This is a genomic window from Streptomyces sp. NPDC093225, assembly GCF_044753805.1.
Taxonomy (GTDB): domain Bacteria; phylum Actinomycetota; class Actinomycetes; order Streptomycetales; family Streptomycetaceae; genus Streptomyces.
In genome coordinates this window covers 34,832-51,437 of record NZ_JBIVNX010000015.1, presented here as the reverse complement: position 1 = coordinate 51,437, position 16,606 = coordinate 34,832, and the positions used below count along the sequence as shown (strand labels likewise).

Annotated in this window: 18 protein-coding genes; 9 read left to right on the top strand and 9 right to left on the bottom strand. The window is 72.6% G+C overall.

The window, feature by feature from the left end:
* Nucleotides 1-187 precede the first annotated feature (187 nt).
* The 5 genes from acs (at nucleotide 188) to ACIQCH_RS16245 (ending at nucleotide 5,649) form a co-directional block, all read left to right on the top strand.
* Nucleotides 188-2,143: an acetate--CoA ligase gene (gene acs, locus ACIQCH_RS16265; RefSeq protein WP_402581325.1), complete on the top strand. Its 1,956-nt coding sequence runs from the start codon at nucleotides 188-190 to the stop codon at nucleotides 2,141-2,143.
* 310 nt (nucleotides 2,144-2,453) lie between these two features.
* Nucleotides 2,454-3,875: a Na+/H+ antiporter NhaA gene (gene nhaA / locus ACIQCH_RS16260; protein WP_402581434.1), complete on the top strand. Its 1,422-nt coding sequence runs from the start codon at nucleotides 2,454-2,456 to the stop codon at nucleotides 3,873-3,875.
* A 49-nt stretch (nucleotides 3,876-3,924) separates the two neighbouring features.
* Nucleotides 3,925-4,383 carry a phage holin family protein gene (locus ACIQCH_RS16255; RefSeq protein WP_402581324.1) on the top strand — a complete coding sequence of 153 codons (459 nt, stop codon included), beginning with the start codon at nucleotides 3,925-3,927 and terminating at the stop codon, nucleotides 4,381-4,383.
* Nucleotides 4,380-5,339 (top strand): alpha/beta fold hydrolase, encoded by a 960-nt coding sequence (locus ACIQCH_RS16250; RefSeq protein WP_402581323.1) that lies wholly within the window; start codon nucleotides 4,380-4,382, stop codon nucleotides 5,337-5,339. Before ACIQCH_RS16255 ends, ACIQCH_RS16250 begins: the two co-directional genes overlap by 4 nt.
* A gap of 130 nt (nucleotides 5,340-5,469) precedes the next feature.
* Complete coding sequence (locus ACIQCH_RS16245; RefSeq protein ID WP_402581322.1) at nucleotides 5,470-5,649, top strand: hypothetical protein; 180 nt, start codon at nucleotides 5,470-5,472, stop codon at nucleotides 5,647-5,649.
* A 32-nt stretch (nucleotides 5,650-5,681) separates the two neighbouring features.
* Here the strand turns inward: ACIQCH_RS16245 and ACIQCH_RS16240 are convergent, their stop codons facing one another.
* The 3 genes from ACIQCH_RS16240 to nth form a co-directional block, all read right to left on the bottom strand.
* A complete protein-coding gene (locus tag ACIQCH_RS16240; protein WP_402581432.1) occupies nucleotides 5,682-6,881 on the bottom strand; it encodes a MarP family serine protease in 1,200 nt (399 codons plus the stop codon).
* Nucleotides 6,882-6,912: 31 nt separating this feature from the next.
* Nucleotides 6,913-7,626, bottom strand: a complete 714-nt coding sequence (locus ACIQCH_RS16235; protein WP_402581321.1) for an NUDIX hydrolase — start codon at nucleotides 7,624-7,626, stop codon at nucleotides 6,913-6,915.
* Nucleotides 7,627-7,708: 82 nt separating this feature from the next.
* On the bottom strand, nucleotides 7,709-8,665 hold the full coding sequence (gene nth / locus ACIQCH_RS16230) for an endonuclease III (RefSeq protein WP_402581320.1): 957 nt from the start codon (nucleotides 8,663-8,665) through the stop codon (nucleotides 7,709-7,711).
* Between the two features lie 369 nt (nucleotides 8,666-9,034).
* On the opposite strand from nth, the gene ACIQCH_RS16225 reads away from it, so the two are divergent.
* Entirely contained in the window at nucleotides 9,035-9,709 is a 675-nt protein-coding gene (locus ACIQCH_RS16225) for a Crp/Fnr family transcriptional regulator (RefSeq protein ID WP_017947815.1), read from the top strand.
* Between the two features lie 122 nt (nucleotides 9,710-9,831).
* Nucleotides 9,832-10,704, top strand: coding sequence for a nucleotidyltransferase domain-containing protein (locus ACIQCH_RS16220; protein ID WP_402581430.1), 873 nt, complete (start codon nucleotides 9,832-9,834; stop codon nucleotides 10,702-10,704).
* 141 nt (nucleotides 10,705-10,845) lie between these two features.
* Here ACIQCH_RS16220 and ACIQCH_RS16215 read toward each other — a convergent pair whose 3' ends face one another.
* The 5 genes from ACIQCH_RS16215 to ACIQCH_RS16195 form a co-directional block, all read right to left on the bottom strand.
* Entirely contained in the window at nucleotides 10,846-11,127 is a 282-nt protein-coding gene (locus ACIQCH_RS16215; protein WP_030199526.1) for a ribosomal protein L7/L12, read from the bottom strand.
* 57 nt (nucleotides 11,128-11,184) lie between these two features.
* Nucleotides 11,185-12,033 carry an MBL fold metallo-hydrolase gene (locus ACIQCH_RS16210; protein ID WP_402581319.1) on the bottom strand — a complete coding sequence of 283 codons (849 nt, stop codon included), beginning with the start codon at nucleotides 12,031-12,033 and terminating at the stop codon, nucleotides 11,185-11,187.
* Entirely contained in the window at nucleotides 12,030-12,971 is a 942-nt protein-coding gene (locus tag ACIQCH_RS16205; protein WP_402581318.1) for an NUDIX hydrolase, read from the bottom strand. Before ACIQCH_RS16205 ends, ACIQCH_RS16210 begins: the two co-directional genes overlap by 4 nt.
* Nucleotides 12,972-13,056: 85 nt before the next feature.
* A complete protein-coding gene (locus tag ACIQCH_RS16200) occupies nucleotides 13,057-13,521 on the bottom strand; it encodes a RidA family protein (RefSeq protein WP_030199511.1) in 465 nt (154 codons plus the stop codon).
* Nucleotides 13,518-13,679 carry a DUF4177 domain-containing protein gene (locus ACIQCH_RS16195; protein WP_107048484.1) on the bottom strand — a complete coding sequence of 54 codons (162 nt, stop codon included), beginning with the start codon at nucleotides 13,677-13,679 and terminating at the stop codon, nucleotides 13,518-13,520. The genes ACIQCH_RS16200 and ACIQCH_RS16195 overlap by 4 nt, the downstream gene beginning before the upstream one ends.
* A gap of 69 nt (nucleotides 13,680-13,748) precedes the next feature.
* On the opposite strand from ACIQCH_RS16195, the gene ACIQCH_RS16190 reads away from it, so the two are divergent.
* Nucleotides 13,749-14,729, top strand: coding sequence for an ArsA family ATPase (locus ACIQCH_RS16190; protein ID WP_402581317.1), 981 nt, complete (start codon nucleotides 13,749-13,751; stop codon nucleotides 14,727-14,729).
* Nucleotides 14,726-15,994: an ArsA family ATPase gene (locus ACIQCH_RS16185; protein WP_402581316.1), complete on the top strand. Its 1,269-nt coding sequence runs from the start codon at nucleotides 14,726-14,728 to the stop codon at nucleotides 15,992-15,994. The genes ACIQCH_RS16190 and ACIQCH_RS16185 overlap by 4 nt, the downstream gene beginning before the upstream one ends.
* Before the next feature lie 96 nt (nucleotides 15,995-16,090).
* Here the strand turns inward: ACIQCH_RS16185 and ACIQCH_RS16180 are convergent, their stop codons facing one another.
* Nucleotides 16,091-16,441: a WhiB family transcriptional regulator gene (locus ACIQCH_RS16180; RefSeq protein ID WP_030199497.1), complete on the bottom strand. Its 351-nt coding sequence runs from the start codon at nucleotides 16,439-16,441 to the stop codon at nucleotides 16,091-16,093.
* Nucleotides 16,442-16,606: the final 165 nt, after the last annotated feature.

Sequence of the window (16,606 nt, the reverse complement as noted above, 5' to 3'; positions counted from 1 at the left end):
ACACCCCGTCGCACGTGAGACCGTATGGCCCTCCCCGCACCCTGCAGCGGGGAGGGCCTTCCGCTGCGCACGTCCATCGTCCGGCTACAGGTCTAAACCAATTTCCGGTTACCCCTTGTCACCCGGGCCCGTGCCTGATGAGCTATGACCCGGGACACAACGGACACCCTGGGAAAGGGAGATGTCGGTGAGCAACGAAAGCCTGGCCAACCTGCTCAAGGAGGAGCGGCGGTTCGCACCGCCCGCCGGTCTGGCCGCCCACGCCAACGTCACGGCGCAGGCGTACGAGGACGCCGCGGCGGACCGGCTGGGCTTCTGGGCCACCCAGGCCCGGCGGCTGACCTGGGCCACCGAGCCGAACGAGACGCTCGACTGGAGCAACCCGCCCTTCGCGAAGTGGTTCGCCGACGGCAAGCTCAACGTGGCGTACAACTGCGTGGACCGCCACGTGGAGGCCGGCCACGGCGACCGCGTCGCCATCCACTTCGAGGGCGAGCCCGGCGACAGCCGCAGCATCACCTACGCCGAGCTCAAGGACGAGGTCTCCCGGGCCGCCAACGCCCTGACCGAGCTGGGCGTCGAGGCCGGCGACCGGGTCGCGGTCTACCTCCCGATGATCCCCGAGGCCGTCGTCGCGATGCTCGCCTGCGCCCGCGTCGGCGCCGCGCACTCGGTGGTCTTCGGAGGCTTCTCCGCCGACGCCGTCGCCTCCCGCATCCAGGACGCCGACGCCAAGCTCGTCATCACCGCCGACGGCGGTTACCGCCGCGGCAAGCCGAGCGCCCTCAAGCCCGCCATCGACGAGGCCCTGGGCAAGTGCCCGCAGGTCCGCAACGTGCTGGTGGTGCGCCGCACCGGCCAGGACACCGCCTTCACCGAGGGCCGCGACGTCTGGTGGCACGAGCTGGTCGGCCGCCAGTCCACCGAGCACGCCCCGCAGGCCTTCGACGCCGAGCACCCGCTGTTCGTCCTCTACACCTCGGGTACGACGGGTAAGCCCAAGGGCATCCTGCACACCTCCGGCGGCTACCTCACCCAGGCGGCCTACACCCACCACGCGGTCTTCGACCTCAAGCCGGAGACCGACGTCTACTGGTGCACCGCCGACATCGGCTGGGTGACGGGCCACTCGTACATCGTCTACGGCCCGCTGGCCAACGGCGCGACCCAGGTCATGTACGAGGGCACCCCGGACACCCCGCACCAGGGCCGGTTCTGGGAGGTCGTGCAGAAGTACGGCGTCACCATCCTCTACACCGCGCCGACGGCCATCCGCACGTTCATGAAGTGGGGAGACGACATCCCCGCCAAGTTCGACCTGTCGAGCCTGCGCATCCTGGGCTCGGTCGGCGAGCCGATCAACCCCGAGGCGTGGATCTGGTACCGGGAGCACATCGGCGGCGGCCGCTGCCCGATCGTGGACACCTGGTGGCAGACCGAGACCGGCGCCATGATGATCTCCCCGCTGCCGGGCGTCACCGAGACCAAGCCCGGCTCGGCCCAGCGCCCGCTGCCCGGCATCTCCGCCACCGTCGTGGACGACGAGGCCCGCGAGGTCCCGAACGGGGGCGGCGGCTACCTCGTGCTGACCGAGCCGTGGCCGTCGATGCTGCGCACCATCTGGGGCGACGACCAGCGGTTCATCGACACCTACTGGTCCCGCTTCGAGGGCAAGTACTTCGCCGGCGACGGCGCGAAGAAGGACGACGACGGCGACATCTGGCTGCTCGGCCGCGTCGACGACGTGATGCTCGTGTCCGGCCACAACATCTCGACCACCGAGGTCGAGTCCGCGCTGGTCTCGCACCCGGCGGTCGCCGAGGCGGCCGTCGTCGGCGCCGCCGACGAGACCACCGGCCAGGCCATCGTCGCCTTCGTGATCCTGCGTGGCACCGCCAGCGAGGACGAGGGCCTGGTCGCGGAGCTGCGCAACCACGTGGGCACCACCCTCGGCCCGATCGCCAAACCGAAGCGGATCCTGCCGGTGGCCGAGCTGCCCAAGACCCGCTCCGGCAAGATCATGCGCCGCCTGCTGCGCGACGTGGCCGAGAACCGCGAGCTGGGCGACGTCACCACCCTGACCGACTCCTCGGTGATGTCCCTGATCCAGGACAAGCTGCCGAGCGCCGCCAGCGAGGACTGATCCCGGCACACCGCCACGGAGGGCGTCCGGCGCACCACGCGCCGGATGCCCTCCCGGCATTTAGGGTGAAGATCGTCCGATATGACCTCGCGAGAGCGCGCCCTGTAAAATCAAGGAAGCGTCAACGTTCAAGGCGCTGAAGTATCAGGGTGAGCCGGGAAGTCTGGTCGGCAACTGCCGTTGCCATGCCGTCGACCACCGGAGGTGCCCCACCGTGCCCTCGCCCTCGCCGCCGCCCGCCCCCGCCGGCGCCCCCACCGACCCGCCTCCGGGCCAGCCCTCCGGCCGCCGCTTCCTCGGCCGCCTCTCCCTGCCCGAGCGCCGGTACGTCGCCGACGCGCTGCGCACCGAGACCGTCGGCGGCGTGATCCTCCTGGCGGCCGCGGTCGCCGCCCTGCTGTGGGCGAACGTCCCGGCCCTCGCCGACAGCTACGCCACCGTCAGCGACTTCCACTTCGGGCCGGCCGCCCTCGGGCTGGACCTCTCCGTCCAGCACTGGGCCGCCGACGGCCTGCTCGCGATCTTCTTCTTCGTGGCCGGCATCGAGCTCAAACGCGAGCTCGTCGCGGGCGACCTGCGCGACCCCAAGGCCGCCGCCCTCCCGGTCATCGCGGCCGTCTGCGGCATGGCCGTACCCGCCCTGGTCTACACCCTGGTCAACACGGTCGGCGGCGGCTCGCTGGACGGCTGGGCCGTACCCACCGCCACCGACATCGCCTTCGCGCTCGGCGTCCTCGCCGTCATCGGCACCTGGCTGCCCTCCGCGCTCCGCGCCTTCCTGCTGACCCTGGCCGTGGTGGACGACCTCTTCGCGATTCTGATCATCGCGATCTTCTTCACCAGCGAGATCCGCTTCCCGCAGCTCATCGGCGCGTTCCTGGGCCTGGCCCTGTTCTGGTTCCTGCTGCGCAAGGGGGTGCGCGGCTGGTACGTGTACGTCCCGCTCGCGCTGGTCATCTGGGGCCTGATGTACAACAGCGGTGTCCACGCCACCATCGCCGGCGTGGCCATGGGCCTGATGCTGCGCTGCACGCGCGTCGAGGGCGAGGAGCACTCCCCCGGCGAGCACATCGAGCACCTGGTGCGGCCGTTGTCGGCCGGCTTCGCGGTCCCGCTCTTCGCCCTGTTCTCCGCCGGTGTGGCCCTCTCCGGCGGGGCACTCGCCGCGGTCTTCACCCGCCCCGAGGCACTGGGTGTGGTCCTCGGCCTCGTCGTCGGCAAGGCCATCGGCATCTTCGGCGGCACATGGCTGTCGGCCCGCTTCACCCGGGCGTCGCTCAATCCCGACCTGCGCTGGCCCGACGTCTTCGCGGTGGCCGCCCTGGCCGGCATCGGCTTCACCGTGTCACTGCTCATCGACGAGCTGGCGTTCTCCGAGGATCTGGTCCTGGCCGACGAGGTCAAGGCCGCCGTGCTCGTGGGTTCCCTGATCGCCGCCGTGCTCGCGGGCATCCTGCTCAAGCTGCGCGACCGGAAGTACCGCGCCCTGACCGCGGCCGAAGAGCTCGACGAGGACGGGGACGGCATCCCGGACGTCTACGAGCAGGAGAACCCGGCCTACCACCTGAGGATGGCCGCGATCCACGAGGCCAAGGCCGCCGAGCACCGCCGCAGGGCGGAGCTGGCCGCCGCGCGGGCGGCCACCGCGCAGGACGGCGCCCCGGCCCCGAACACGGGACCCACGGCCGGATCGGCGACCACGTCCAGCGCCGACGGCGACAGTCCGGCATGATCTGACAGCAGACTGTTCGGACGAGCCGGGACGAGTGAGGGAGACAGCGATGAGCGCAGTGGGCCAGGAGCCGCAAGAGGTGGAGCGCAGTCTCGGCCAGCTGGTCGCCGTCGCCACCGCCGAGATGTCGGCCCTCGTGCACGACGAGATCGCCCTCGCCAAGGCCGAGATCCGCGAGGACGTCAAGCGCGTGGGCATCGGCGGCGGCGCCATCGGTGTCGCCGGCACGCTGGCGCTGTTCGCGGTGCCGGTGCTGAGCTTCGCCGCGGCGTACGGGATCCACAACCTCGGCCTCGGCCTGGCCTGGTCCTTCCTGATCGTCGGCGCCGCGTTCCTGCTGATCGCGGGCGTGCTCGCGCTGTTCGCCGTGTCCAAGCTCAAGAAGATCAGCCCGCCCGAGAAGTCGATCGCCTCCATCAAGGAGACCGCGGCGGTCGTCAGCACCGTCAAGCCGCACCCGCGGCCGGTCAGTGCCGAGGCCGTGGGTGTGGCACGCTCGTCCTCATGACGGCCCCGACACCCGACCCCGGCACCCCGCCCACCGCCGCCACGGCGGTCCGGCTCGACCTCCCTGACGGGAGGAAGGTGCTGCACCGCGACGTGGCGGCCAACGGCGCGCGCTTCCACGTCGCCGAGCTCGGCGACGGGCCGCTCGTCCTGCTCCTGCACGGCTTCCCGCAGTTCTGGTGGACCTGGCGCCACCAGCTGACCGCGCTGGCCGACGCGGGCTACCGGGCCGTGGCGATGGACCTGCGCGGGGTGGGCGGCAGCGACCGCACCCCGCGCGGCTACGACCCCGCCAACCTCGCGCTGGACATCACCGGGGTCGTACGGTCCCTCGGCGAGCCCGACGCCGCCCTCGTCGGCCACGACCTGGGCGGCTACCTCGCCTGGACCGCGGCCGTGATGCGCCCCAAGCTGGTGCGCCGCCTGGTGGTCTCCTCGATGCCGCACCCGCGGCGCTGGCGCTCGGCGATGCTGGCCGACTACGCGCAGAGCCGGGCCGGGTCGCACATCTGGGGCTTCCAGCGGCCCTGGCTGCCCGAGCGGCGGCTGGTCGCGGACGGCGGCGCCCTGGTGGGCGACCTGATCCGGGACTGGTCCGGCCCGCGGCTGCCCGAGGACGAGGACGTACGGGTCTACCAGCGCGCCATGTGCATCCCCTCCACCGCGCACTGCTCGATCGAGCCGTACCGGTGGCTGGTCCGCTCGATGGCCCGCCCCGACGGCGTGCAGTTCTACCGCCGGATGAAGCGTCCGGTGCGGGTGCCCACGCTGCACCTGCACGGGTCGCTGGATCCGGTGATGCGCACCCGCAGCGCCGCGGGCTCCGGCGAGTACGTCGAAGCGCCGTACCGCTGGCGGCTGTTCGACGGCCTCGGGCACTTCCCGCACGAGGAGGACCCGGTGGCCTTCTCGACGGAGCTCGTCAACTGGCTGAAGGACCCCGAGCCCGACCGCTGACGGTCCGACGGGGATCCGTCGGACCCCGTGTTGAACACGCGTACGCCGAACGTTCACATGCCCCGCGCATAGGCCAATTGGCCCTCCCCCGCACGGTTACCGACCATGAGGCCCGGGCAGACGTCGAAGTATGGGCTGGACGCACGACTACGGTGACTCCGCACGCAACCGCCGCTCAGCAGCGCCGCTGGGCTCCCGCGAGAGGGTCGGCGGCCCCGCTGAGGGCCCCGACCCACGTCTCGACATCCCGCGCATCCTGCGCCGCCGGGCCCGCTGGGTCTCGGCCCGGCTGCGGCATACCCGCAGCTAGGGCGCAGGACCGGCCCGGCTCCGGGACGCGCCTCAGAGGGCGCAGCCCTCGCTCGTGACGCGGCGGGTGGCCAGCTGGCCGTCCTGGATGTCGTCCCGGATCTCGTCGGCCGTCAGGGCGTACCCCGTGTTCGGGTCGTCCAGGGACTTCGCGAAGACCACGCCGTACACCTGGCCCTCGGGGGTCAGGAGCGGGCCGCCGGAGTTGCCCTGGCGCACCGTCGCGTACAGCGAGTAGACGTCGCGGCGGACCGTGCCCCGGTGGTAGATGTCCGGGCCGTTGGCGTTGATCCGGCCGCGCACCCGGGCGGCGCGCACGTCGTACGAGCCGTTCTCGGGGAAGCCGGCCACGATCGCGCCGCTGCCGCTGCGCGCGTCGGGCTCGGTGAACTCCAGCGGGGGCGCCTTGAGCTTCGGCACGTCGAGGACGGCGATGTCGCGACGCCAGTCGTAGAGCACGACCTTCGCCTCGTACAGCCGCCCCTCACCGCCTATCTGCACGGTGGGCTCCGAGACCCCGCCGACGACGTGGGCGTTGGTCATGACCCGGTGCCGGGCGAAGACGAAGCCGGTGCCCTCCAGCACCTTGCTGCAGCTCGGCGCGGTGCCCACGACCTTGACGATGGAGCGCTTGGCGCGCTGCGCGACGGGGCTCTGGGCGAGGGCCGGGTCGGGCGCCCTCACCTCGGTGATGGGCTCGTTGGCGAACGGGCTGAAGACCTGTGGGAAGCCGTTCTGCGCGAGGACGGAGCTGAAGTCCGAGAACAGCGTGCCCGCCTGTTGCGGCATCAGCTGGGAGACCCCGTACAGCACCTGCGACTTGTTGGCCTGCTTGCCGAGGCTGTTGGTCGGGTTGCCCGCCAGCGCGGATCCGATGAGCCACGCCACCATCAGCATGGCGACCACGTTGACCAGCGCGCCGCCCGTGGCGTCCAGCGCACGGGCGGGCGACCAGGTGATGTGCCGCCTGAGCTTGTTGCCCAGGTGGGTGGTGAAGGCCTGGCCGATCGAGGCGCAGATGATCACCACGACCACCGCGACGATGGCGGCCGTCGTGGTCACCGCGGCCTCGTCCGTGACCTGGTTCCAGATCAGCGGCAGCACGGACACCGCGATGAGGCCGCCGCCGAGGAAGCCGATCACGGACAGGATGCCGACGACGAACCCCTGGCGGTAGCCGATGATCGCGAACCACACGGCGGCGACCAGCAGGAGGATGTCCAGCACGTTCAGCTGGTCGAGCACGTTCACGTGGGCCACCGTCTCACGAGAGCCGGTCGAGCGGGACCTCCCGGGTGCGGTCCCAGGGCCGCTCCCAGCCGGCGTAGTGCAGGATCCGGTCGATCAGTCCGGCGGTGAAACCCCAGACCAGAGCCGATTCGACCAGGAATGCGGGGCCCTGGAAGCCGCTCGGGTGCACGACCGTGGCGCGGTTGGCCGGCTCCGTGAGATCCGCCACGGGCACTGTGAAGACCCGGGCCGTCTCGGCCGGGTCCACCACCCCCACCGGGCTGGGCTCGCGCCACCAGCCGAGCACCGGGGTGACCGCGAACCGGCTCACCGGGATGTAGAGCTTCGGCAGCACGCCGAAGAGCTGCACCCCGGCCGGGTCCAGGCCGGTCTCCTCCTCGGCCTCGCGCAGCGCCGCGCGCAGCGGGGCGCCGTCCTCCGGGTCGCCGTCCTCCGGGTCGAGGGCGCCGCCGGGGAACGAGGGCTGTCCGGCGTGCGAGCGGAGCGTGCCCGAGCGTTCCATGAGCAGCAGCTCGGGGCCCTGGGCTCCGTCGCCGAAGAGGATCAGGACGGCGGACTCGCGGACGTCGTCGCCGGCGGGCGGCAGGAACCGGCTCAGCTGGGTCGGCCGGACCGTGCGCGCCGCCTCGACCACCGGGTCCAGCCACGACGGCAACCCGGCGGTGGACAGCGCCGTCCGCGTGGATTCGGTGGATCCGGACCCGCCGGCCCGTGTCGCCCCTGTCATCGGCTCCCCGTTCGCTGTACTGCCCCTGACGGCCTCAACGCCGCCGGCGGCTCGATTCGTTCCTCCCCCGGTGCGGACCGGGTCAGTCGGCCGCGGCGGCGCCCAGCGGGGCGGCCGGCCGGCCCGGGTAGTCCGGGGGCGGGCTCAGCCGCTGGCCGGGCTGGCCCCCCATCTCGTACTTGAGCAGTTTCTTCGCCTTCTCCGGGTCGGTCTCGCCCTCCCCGTACGCCGGACAGAGCGGGGCGATCGGGCAGGCGCCGCAGGCCGGTTTGCGGGCGTGGCAGATCCGCCGGCCGTGGAAGATCACGCGGTGCGAGAGCATCGTCCACTCGCTCTTGGGGAAGATCGCGCAGATCTCCGCCTCGACCTTCTCCGGGTCCTCCTGCGTGGTCCACTTCCAGCGCCGCACCAGACGGCCGAAGTGGGTGTCCACGGTGATGCCGGGCCGGCCGAAGGCGTTGCCCAACACGACGTGGGCGGTCTTGCGGCCGACGCCCGGAAGGGTCACGAGGTCCTCCAGACGGCCCGGCACGGTGCCGCCGAAGTCGTCCCGCAGGGCCGCGGAAAGGCCCAGCAGCGAGCGCGCCTTGGCCCGGAAGAAGCCGGTGGGCCGGATGATCTCCTCCAGCTCCTCGGGCACGGCCGCGGCCATGTCCTCGGGCGTCGGGTACTTCGCGAAGAGGGCCGGGGTGGTCTGGTTCACCCGCAGGTCGGTGGTCTGCGCCGACAGCACGGTGGCGACCAGCAGCTCGAAGGGGTTGCGGAAGTCCAGCTCGGGGTGGGCGTACGGGTAGACCTCGGCCAGCTCGCGGTTGATCCGGCGGGCGCGCCGGACCATGGCGAGGCGGGACTCCGCCTTGGCCGCTCCTGCCGTCGGCGCCGGCGCGGCCGCCGTCTTCTTCGTCGTCCTGGTGGCCGCCGTCCGCCCGGCCGCCGTCCTCGTCGCCGTCTTCGTCACCGTGGTGTTGGTCTTCGTCGCCGTCGTCGTCGTGGCCTTCGCCGTCGCAGGGGCCGGTACGGCCTTCTTCGCTGCTGCCATGTGACGAAGGCTACGCCCGGCTGCCGACAGGACCGGGCCGTGTCCGCAAAGTGGCACCGCCGCGGAGGAGGGGTGGTTCCGAACGCCCCGGACGGCTCCCGAAATCACTCCGGCCCCACTGTTCGCCCAGAGCGGAATCGCCTGGCATGATGGCGCCCGCAGGCCCTTCCGCCCACGCCCGGCGGCCTCTTGGCCCCCGGCACCCGCCCTCGCCCCCCTCCACGGTGGCCCGAACAGCCCATCGATTCGCCCCCGGCGGCACAGCACACCCGGTTCGTCCGGCATCCTGTGATTGATCGCACTGTTTGAAGCGTCCGGCAAAATGGGGAGCACGGTCCCCTGATGCAGGTCGACATAGGAGAGAGACTCGTGGACGACGTTCTGCGGCGCGCCCCGCTCTTCGCGGCGCTCGATGACGAGCAGGCCGCGGAGCTCCGCGCCTCCATGAGCGAAGTGACCCTCGCCCGCGGCGACGCCCTCTTCCACGAGGGCGACCCGGGTGACCGGCTGTACGTGGTCACCGAGGGCAAGGTCAAGCTGCACCGCACCTCCCCGGACGGGCGCGAGAACATGCTCGCCGTCCTCGGCCCCGGCGAGCTGATCGGTGAACTTTCGCTCTTTGACCCGGGCCCGCGTACCGCCACCGCGACGGCGCTGACCGAGGTCAAGCTGCTCGGCCTCGGCCACGGCGACCTCCAGCCGTGGCTCAACGCCCGCCCCGAGGTCGCCACCGCCCTGCTGCGCGCCGTGGCCCGGCGCCTGCGCAAGACCAACGACCAGATGTCCGACCTGGTCTTCTCCGACGTGCCGGGACGTGTCGCCCGCGCGCTGCTCGACCTCTCGCGCCGCTTCGGCGTGCAGTCGGAAGAGGGCATCCACGTCGTCCACGACCTCACGCAGGAAGAGCTGGCCCAGCTGGTCGGCGCCTCCCGCGAGACCGTGAACAAGGCCCTGGCCGACTTCGCCCAGCGCGGCTGGCTGCGCCTGGAGGCCCGCGCCGTGATCCTGCTGGACGTCGAGCGCCTGGCGAAGCGGTCCCGCTGACCGGGTCCCGCACCCCGCCGTGACACGAAGGCCCCGCCCACTCGGGCGGGGCCTTCGGCGTGCTCGCGCGTGGTTCGAGGGCCGCGAAAAGGCCGCGCGGCACAGTGGGGCCCATGGACACAATGGGGCGCGTGGAGCACAGGGGACTGGACGGGCAGGGGTTCATCGAGCGCGAGGGCTCGCTCGCCCGCATCGGGGCCGAGTTCCAGGGCCTCGTCGCCGACGCGCGCGACCGCGTCGTGAAGACGTACGGCCGGCGGCTGCACAGCGCCTACCTGTACGGGTCGCTGCCGCGCGGCACCGCCCGCCCCGGGCGCTCCGACCTCGACCTGCTGCTGGCCCTGCACGAGGAGCCCACGGCGACGGACCGGGAGGCCACCGCCGGCCTGGCCGCCGACCTCGACGCCGCCCACCCCGTCGTCGACGGCGTGGGCATCCTGCTGTTCGGCAAGGAGCGACTGCTCAGCGAGGCGGAGCGGTACGACCTGGGCTGGTTCGTGGCCTGCCTGTGCACCCCGCTGCTCGGGGCGGACCTCGCCGAGCACCTGCCCCGGTACCGGCCGGACGCGCTGCTGGCCCGCGAGACCAACGGCGACCTGGCGGCGCTGCTGCCGAAGCTGCGGCAGCGGATGGCGGAGGCCGGCGGCGAGGGCGGGAGTACGGCCACGGGCGGGAGCGGGAGCGGAGCCGGGGGTGCGGGCGACACGGCGTACCGTCGACTGGTGCGCGGCTGGTCCCGGCAGCTGGTGCGGACCGCCTTCACGCTGGTCATGCCCCGGTGGGGCGGCTGGACCAGCGATCTGGGGCGGCAGGCGGAGGCCTTCGCGGAGTACTACCCCGAGCGCGCCGGACAGCTGCGCGAGGCGGCCCGCCTGGCCCTGGAGCCGACGGCCGACCCCGCGGTGCTGCGCACGTACGCCGAGGACCTCGGACCGTGGCTGGCGGCGGAGTACGCCGCCGTGATCGGGGTGAAGCCCCCGCGGCCCGCGGGGTGAGGGCCCCGCAGCCCGGGGGTCGGGCCGGGCGGCGGTCGAGCCGACCGGTCGCCGTGCGGGGCGGGCCGGGCGGTCGAGGTCGGCCGAAGCCGGTCGAAGTCGACCGGAGCCGGTCGACGGGCTCGGAGCGGAGCGTCGAGCTCAGTAGTCGAGCGCCTCGACGGCGTCCTTGGCCTCCTTCAGGCCCGCTCCCGTGATCCGCCGGTACTCCTTGATGGCCTCGATCTCCTTGTTCTTGCGCAGCAGGTCCCGGACCACGTCCAGGCCCGCCGGCTCCGGCTCCTCGATGCCGAGGTGGGCCATGATCAGGTCGAGCTTGTACTCGACCCGGGCGGTCTTCCGGGCCACCTCCCGGACCTTCTGGTTGACGTGGGCCGTTATCCAGTTCACGGCGAGGACGAGGGCGATGACGGCGAAGATCATGCAGGGAGCCTAAGTGACCGGCCGGTAGCCCGGACAGGGTCGATAGCCCGGACAGGGTCAGTAGCCGGGCGGACCCGGGATCAGACCGTGCTCGCGCAGGTACTCCAGCTGCGCCCGCACCGACCACTCGGCCGCCGGCCACAGCGTGCGGTCCACGTCCGCGTACACGTGCGCCACGACCTCCGGGGCCGTGGTGAAGCCGTCCTCCACCGCCGTCTCGACCTGTGCCAGCCGGTGCGCCCGGTGCGCGAGGTAGAACTCGACGGCGCCCTGGGCGTCGTCCAGCACCGGCCCGTGCCCCGGCAGCACCGTGTGCACGCCGTCGTCGACGGTCAGCGAGCGCAGCCGCCGCAGCGAGTCGAGGTAGTCGCCCAGCCGCCCGTCGGGGTGCGCCACCACCGTCGTCCCGCGCCCGAGGATCGTGTCCCCGGTCAGGACGGCCCCGTCGGCGGGCAGGTGGAAGCAGAGCGAGTCGGCGGTGTGCCCGGGCGTGGGGACCACGCGCATCTCCAGCCCGCCGACCCGGACGGCCTGGCCGGGCGCGAGGCCCTCGTCGCCCAGCCGCAGGGCCGGGTCGAGGGCCCGCACCTTCGTCCGGGTGAGCTCCGCGAACCGGCCGGCTCCCTCGGCGTGGTCGGGGTGCCCGTGGGTCAGCAGCGTGAGGGCGACCCGCTTGCCGGCCGCCTCGGCGGCCGCGACCACCGCTTGCAGGTGCGCCTCGTCCAGCGGGCCCGGGTCGATCACCACGGCCAGCTCCGAGTCCGGCTCGGAGACGATCCACGTGTTGGTGCCGTCCAGGGTCATGGCGGAGGCGTTCGGCGCCAGGACGTTGACCGCCCGAGCCGTCGCCGGCCCCGAGACCACGGCTCCGCGGGGCTGGCCCGGCAGCGCGGCGGCGTCCGTCATGACGCACCTCCCGTCGTCCCCACCCGCTTGGTGAACTCGTCGTGGCCCGGCCAGCTGAGCACCAGCTCGCCCCCTTCCAGCCTGGCCTGCGCCAGCACCGGTGTCAGGTCCTGGCCTTCGGCGGCCGCGAGGGCGTCGGCGGCGCTCCCGTACGGCTCCAGGGAGCGCAGGGTCGAAATGGTGGGCGGCATCATCAGCAGTTCGCCCCGGTCGTACCCCGCGGCTGCCTCGGACGGGCGGATCCAAACGGTCCGGTCGGCCTCGGTGGAGGCGTTGCGGGTGCGCTGGCCCTCGGGGAGGGCGGCCACGAAGAACCAGGTGTCGTAGCGGCGCGGCTCGAACTCGGGGGTGATCCAGCGCGCCCACGCGCCCAGGAGGTCGGAGCGCAGCAGCAGGCCGCGGCGGTCGAGGAAGTCGGCGAAGGACAGCTCGCGGGCCACCAGGGCCTGCCGGTCGGCCTCCCAGTCGTCCCCGGTGGTGTCGCCGACCACGGTGTCGGCCGTCGGGCCGGCGAGCAGGACGCCCGCCTCCTCGTACGTCTCCCTGACCGCGGCGCACACGATGGCCTGGGCGGTGGCGGGCTCGGTGCCCAGGCGCTTCGCCCAGTGGTCGAGGGCGGGTCCGGCCCAGCCGACGAGGTGGTCGTCGTCGCGCGGGTCGACGCCGCCGCCGGGGTAGGCGTACGCGCCGCCGGCGAAGGCCATGGAGGCGCGGCGGCGCAGCATGTGGACGTCAGGGCCGTCGGCGGCGTCGCGCAGCAGCATGACGGTGGCCGCGCGCTTGGGGGCCACCGGCGTCAGGCTGCCGTCCGCGAGGGCGCGGATGCGGTCGGGCCACTCCGGCGGGTACCACTGGCCGCCGGCGGGGGCGGTGCCGGGTGTCTGCTGGTCCTGCTCGCCGTGCGGGCCGCGCTGCCCGTTCGTCTCACCGTTCGACATGGGCGGAGCCTACGGCGATCCGGCGGGATGTTCGAGGGGGTCCCGGGGACGCGTCCCCGGGACCCCCTCGGCGGCGGCAGCGGGGTCAGTCCGCGACCTCCACCTGGAACTCGACCTCGACGGGCGCGTCCAGCGGCAGGACAGCGACGCCGACGGCGCTGCGGGCGTGCACGCCCTTCTCGCCGAGGACCTCGCCGAGCAGCTCGCTGGCGCCGTTGATGACGCCGGGCTGGGCGGTGAAGTCGGGGGCCGAGGCCACGAAGCCGACGACCTTCACGACCCGCACGATCTTGTCCAGGTCGCCGATGACGGACTTCACGGCGGCCAGCGCGTTCAGGGCGCAGGTCGCGGCGAGCGCCTTGGCCTCCTCGGCGGAGACCTCGCCGCCGACCTTGCCGGTCAGCGGGAGCTTGCCCTCCACCATCGGGAGCTGGCCCGCGGTGTAGACGTACGCGCCGGAGCGGACGGCCGGCTGGTAGGCGGCCAGCGGGGGCACGACCTCGGGGAGCGTCAGTCCGAGCTCGGCGAGCTTGGCCTCGACAGCGCTCATGCCTGCTTCTCCCGCTTCAGGTAGGCGACCAGCTGCTCGGGGTTGTTCGGCCCGGGCACGACCTGGACGAGCTCCCAGCCGTCCTCGCCCCACGTGTCGAGGATCTGCTTCGTGGCGTGGACCAGCAGCGGGACCGTCGCGTATTCAAACTTCTTCATAGCAGGGGAGCGTAATACCTGGACGAGGGCTCATGCGCAGCGCGAAAGGCGAGTGGTTAGGCTCGACGCGTGAGCAGGCTCCAGGTGGTCAGCGGCAAGGGCGGCACCGGTAAGACCACGGTCGCCGCAGCACTCGCGCTCGCCCTCGCGACCGAGGGCAAGCGGACACTTCTCGTGGAAGTCGAGGGCAGGCAGGGGATCGCGCAGCTCTTCGGCACGGAGGCGCTCCCGTACGAGGAGCGGAAGATCGCGGTGGCGCCGGGCGGCGGGGAGGTGCACGCCCTGGCCATCGACGCCGAACGGGCGCTGCTCGACTACCTCCAGATGTTCTACAAGCTCGGTTCGGCCGGACGGGCGCTGAAGAAGCTCGGCGCCATCGACTTCGCCACCACCATCGCCCCCGGTCTGCGGGACGTCCTGCTGACCGGCAAGGCCTGCGAGGCGGTCAAGCGCAAGGACAAGGCGGGCCGCTTCGTGTACGACCACGTGGTGATGGACGCGCCGCCGACCGGCCGCATCACCCGCTTCCTGAACGTCAACGACGAGGTGGCCGGGCTCGCGCGCTTCGGCCCCATCCACAACCAGGCCCAGTCGGTGATGAAGGTCCTGAAGTCCCCCGACACGGCCGTGCACCTGGTCACCCTGCTGGAGGAGATGCCGGTGCAGGAGACCTCGGACGGCATCGACGAGCTGCGGGCCGCGGGCCTGCCGGTGGGCCGGGTCGTGGTCAACATGGTGCGGCCGCACCATCTGGACGAGGAGGCCCTGCGGGCCGCCTCGGGCGAGCGGCGCGTCGAGGTGGCGCGGGCGCTGTCCAGGGCGGGGCTGGGCGCGGCGCGCCGCGGCGGGCCGGCCGAGCGCCTGGTGGACCCGCTGCTGGAGCAGGCCGCGGAGCACGCCGAGCGGGTGGAGCTGGAGCGCGAGCAGCGTGCCGTACTGGCGGGGCTGGGCGTGGAGGCGTACGAACTGCCGCTGTTGGGCGGCGGGATGGAGCTCGCCGGGCTGTACGACCTGGCGGCGGAGCTGCGGAAGCAGGTGAGCGCCGCGTGAGCAGCGCGCTGAGGACTCCCCCGTTGCTGGACGTGGACGCGCTGCTGGACGACCCGGAGACCCGGATCGTGGTGTGCTGCGGCGCGGGCGGGGTGGGCAAGACCACGACCGCGGCGGCCCTGGGCGTACGGGCGGCCGAGCGGGGGCGCAAGGTAGTGGTGCTGACCATCGACCCGGCGCGGCGGCTGGCCCAGTCGATGGGGATCGACGTGCTGGACAACACCCCGCGGCCGGTGGCGGACGCGGGTGCGGCCGGTGGCGCGCTGCACGCCATGATGCTCGACATGAAGCGGACCTTCGACGAGATCGTCGAGTCCCACGCGGACCCCGACCGGGCCCGGGCGATCCTGGAGAACCCCTTCTACCAGTCCCTGTCGGCCGGTTTCGCCGGCACGCAGGAGTACATGGCCATGGAGAAGCTGGGCCAGCTGCGGGCGCGCGAGGACTGGGACCTGATCGTGGTGGACACCCCGCCGAGCCGGTCCGCGCTGGACTTCCTGGACGCGCCGAAGCGGCTGGGGTCGTTCCTGGACGGGAAGTTCATCCGGGTGCTGATGGCACCGGCGAAGGTGGGCGGCCGGGCCGGGATGAAGTTCCTCAACGTCGGCATGTCGATGATGACCGGCACCCTGAGCAAGCTGATGGGGGGCCAGCTGCTGAAGGACGTGCAGACCTTCGTGGCGGCGATGGACACCATGTTCGGGGGCTTCCGCACCCGCGCGGACGCCACGTACCGGCTGCTGCAGGCGCCGGGGACGGCCTTCCTCGTGGTCGCGGCGCCGGAGCCGGACGCGCTGCGCGAGGCGGCGTACTTCGTGGAGCGGCTGGCCGCGGACGACATGCCGCTGGCCGGGCTGGTGTTGAACCGGGTGCACGGCAGTGGCGCCGACGGGCTCTCGGCGGAGCGGGCCCTGGCGGCCGCGGAGAATCTTGAAGAAGGCGGCATTGTCGATCAGGAGTCCGGGAAAGCTGGACTTCGTGACTCCACCGCCTCGGACGCTCCCCCGCATGGCGGCGGTGACCCCACGAACGGATCGGCCGGCACGAGCGGCGCCTCGGACGCCGACCTGATCGCCGCCGGGCTGCTGCGCCTGCACGCCGAACGCATGCAGGTGATCGCGCGCGAGCAGCAGACGCGCGACCGCTTCACGTCACTGCACCCTGAGGTGCCGGTGGCCGAGGTGGCCGCCCTGCCCGGCGATGTGCACGACCTCGCCGGGCTTCGGGCCATCGGTGAGCGGCTCACGACCGGTCAGCGGGGCTGATCGGACCCGAGCGTGGGAGGAGCTCCGGGGATGCCCGGAGGGACCGGTCCGTCCGCGGTGGAACGCGTCCGCCCGCGAAGAGGTACCGGTGCCGGTCTACCCGGCCGCCGCGTACGTCTCGTAGGCGACGTCCGCCTCCTCGTCGGCATCCATGCCGAGGATGCCGGTGCTGCGCTCGTACTCCGTACGAGCGGTCTCCAGCAGTCGCCGCCAGGAGGTCACGGTCGGGCGCCTGCGCAGCAGTGCGCGCCGCTCCCGCTCGGTCATGCCGCCCCAGACACCGAACTCGACGCGGTTGTCGAGCGCGTCCGCGAGGCACTCGGTCCGCACCGGGCAACCGGTGCACACCGCCTTGGCCCTGTTCTGCGCTGCACCCTGTACGAACAACTCATCCGGATCGGTAGTGCGGCAGGCTGCCTGCGCACTCCAGTCGGTAACCCAGCCCATTACGGCGCCGTCCTCTCCCGAATCGAGGCTCCCCCACGGCGGTAGCGGCATATTCACCGCTGCCAGTTGAGGACGTTACGGAAGGCGGGCACAGCGCAACACCCCCGACGGGCCCAATCTTGAATGGTCCGAACGGACTATGCGTAAGCGGCAGATCACCCGACG

Coding starts and splice junctions, on each gene's coding strand:
- ACIQCH_RS16195 (WP_107048484.1), bottom strand. CDS start 13,679: ATGAAGAAGTTTGAATACGCGACGGTCCCGCTGCTGGTCCACGCCACG.
- ACIQCH_RS16205 (WP_402581318.1), bottom strand. CDS start 12,971: ATGTCGAACGGTGAGACGAACGGGCAGCGCGGCCCGCACGGCGAGCAG.
- ACIQCH_RS16245 (WP_402581322.1), top strand. CDS start 5,470: ATGGGCTGGACGCACGACTACGGTGACTCCGCACGCAACCGCCGCTCA.
- ACIQCH_RS16220 (WP_402581430.1), top strand. CDS start 9,832: ATGGGGCGCGTGGAGCACAGGGGACTGGACGGGCAGGGGTTCATCGAG.
- ACIQCH_RS16235 (WP_402581321.1), bottom strand. CDS start 7,626: ATGACAGGGGCGACACGGGCCGGCGGGTCCGGATCCACCGAATCCACG.
- ACIQCH_RS16180 (WP_030199497.1), bottom strand. CDS start 16,441: ATGGGCTGGGTTACCGACTGGAGTGCGCAGGCAGCCTGCCGCACTACC.
- ACIQCH_RS16250 (WP_402581323.1), top strand. CDS start 4,380: ATGACGGCCCCGACACCCGACCCCGGCACCCCGCCCACCGCCGCCACG.
- ACIQCH_RS16210 (WP_402581319.1), bottom strand. CDS start 12,033: ATGACGGACGCCGCCGCGCTGCCGGGCCAGCCCCGCGGAGCCGTGGTC.
- ACIQCH_RS16255 (WP_402581324.1), top strand. CDS start 3,925: ATGAGCGCAGTGGGCCAGGAGCCGCAAGAGGTGGAGCGCAGTCTCGGC.
- nth (WP_402581320.1), bottom strand. CDS start 8,665: ATGGCAGCAGCGAAGAAGGCCGTACCGGCCCCTGCGACGGCGAAGGCC.
- ACIQCH_RS16215 (WP_030199526.1), bottom strand. CDS start 11,127: ATGATCTTCGCCGTCATCGCCCTCGTCCTCGCCGTGAACTGGATAACG.
- ACIQCH_RS16200 (WP_030199511.1), bottom strand. CDS start 13,521: ATGAGCGCTGTCGAGGCCAAGCTCGCCGAGCTCGGACTGACGCTCCCC.